The sequence below is a fragment of the Bacillus sp. EE-W1 genome (assembly GCF_009760835.1).
In the GTDB taxonomy this organism is placed as follows: Bacteria; Bacillota; Bacilli; order Bacillales; family Bacillaceae_G; genus Bacillus_A; species Bacillus_A wiedmannii.
In genome coordinates this window covers 6,213-7,873 of record NZ_WIPE01000057.1, presented here as the reverse complement: position 1 = coordinate 7,873, position 1,661 = coordinate 6,213, and the positions used below count along the sequence as shown (strand labels likewise).

The 1,661-nt window shown below is 34.1% G+C and carries 1 protein-coding gene and 2 pseudogenes; 2 read left to right on the top strand and 1 reads right to left on the bottom strand.

Features of this window, described 5'->3' with window-relative positions; genetic code table 11:
• The first annotated feature begins 35 nt into the window (after window positions 1-35).
• The gene (locus GFJ36_RS10565) at window positions 36-278 is read left to right on the top strand and encodes a hypothetical protein (RefSeq protein ID WP_157349548.1); all 243 of its coding nucleotides are present in this window, start codon (window positions 36-38) and stop codon (window positions 276-278) included.
• 203 nt (window positions 279-481) lie between these two features.
• Here the strand turns inward: GFJ36_RS10565 and GFJ36_RS10560 are convergent.
• Window positions 482-679, bottom strand: a pseudogene (locus tag GFJ36_RS10560) (5-deoxy-glucuronate isomerase); the annotation flags it as partial.
• 898 nt (window positions 680-1,577) lie between these two features.
• Here GFJ36_RS10560 and GFJ36_RS10555 point away from each other — a divergent pair.
• A pseudogene (locus GFJ36_RS10555) lies at window positions 1,578-1,661 on the top strand (IS200/IS605 family transposase); the annotation flags it as partial.

The window sequence follows — 1,661 nt, the reverse complement described above, 5'->3', positions numbered from 1 at the left end:
TTTTTTTATCTCATTCCAAAAAGGAGCTGTATAATATGGACAAAGAAAATCTATTGAGCGAACAGATTAATCGCGTCCCTTCGGATGCCCTGAATACCCCTAGTAAGGAACAAGAACAACTGCTAGAAACATCATCTCAAGTGAAAAATAATCCAAACAATAACAATAACGAAAGTAACCAAGACCTATACAGCACAGACTCACCCATTTTAGATGTAGATAGAACAACAAACAAAAAAAATAAATTACAAAGAAAAAACTTAATAACAGTAAACTGATTTTTCCATAAAAAATAACTATCAGGTCAGAAGCAAACGTCAAAATAAAGGATCATTTCTACATACTTACTGAAAGAATTCTCCTTCTTCAAATGTGCGCAGAACGATAGCCCGACAGTAACAGTAAAAAGGATCTTCCTTTCTGCGTATAAATAGAAAAACGAGCACCCTATCACTATAAATAGGAGTGCTCGTTTTTCTATTTATTCCTTTTCTGGCCAAATTTTCACGTTTGGTTCTAATAACCACTTGTGGTCTTCCTCCATGATACGATTATTCCATGGGTTATTCTCAAGATGTCGAATCATCCAACAAAAATACATTGCATATCCAGGCGCTGTTGCTTGCGGATGGTCTAGTTCACCTGGAATTGTAATAAAGCTATTATGTACAACGCGATAATTTTGCTTCTTGGTACACAAAAGGAATTCTTTTAAAATTTGTAAGTATTTCTATCTTCCAGCGTAGTGTTTCATATTTACAAGCTAATCAACCTTGAGGATACACCGGTAGAAACATTTCACCGATTTGCTTATTAGACATTTGATGTCCATATGCAAGGCTCATTAGAACCAGAGCATGCAGGAACATTCATAGTTCTTTCTCCCATTTACACCATCTCACAGTAATCTCTAATTATTTATTGTAATTCCTAATATTAAGATGTAAAATAACATTATCTTATATGCGCTTAAGATAGATCGGAATAAGAAAAGGAACCCTTCTGGGTTCCTTTTTCTATGCAAAATAAAAAGCATTCTATTTAAATGCTCTGTGCTCTTATTGTTTCTATATGACACTAATTCCTACTGCCATAAGGATACCTCATACAATACATACTAACCCTACTAATATTGAAAACTCTGGTAACCCAAAATGTCCAAGTATCATACATAGAATTAAGCCTATAGGATATACAAAGACTTCTATGCAATTTATCCGTTCATTTTCCCTAGCTATATAGGACGTAGTTATACGATAATTAAGACTCCTAATACAATTAAAGCACGCACTTTCTTCAAAGTTAATCCTTTTTGCTTGTCCTTTTACTGTCTCGATAATTGAAACTACCCCTTTCCTCTTTATAAAATCAAAAATATTATAACCAAATCTAGTTACTGGTCTATCTTGCAATTTTTTAACGAATTCCCCGAAAGAATTCTCCTTCCTCAAGTGTGTGAAGGGCGTAGACCAACGGTAGGTGGGAGATGGACTTCGGTTTGGCGTAGCCAAAAGGTTTTGCATTTTATGTTGCCTCTGATATAATCAGTCTTATAAATGATAAAGGCTGGTATATAAATGAAATTAGATAGTAATAACCATTCAGTATTCTCGTTGTATTATCACCTTGTATTGGTCGTGAAATACAGAAGAAATGTATTT

What these genes read in the sequence shown, in the direction of transcription:
- GFJ36_RS10565 (WP_157349548.1), top strand. Translation starts at nt 36, where the DNA reads ATGGACAAAGAAAATCTATTGAGCGAACAGATTAATCGCGTCCCTTCG.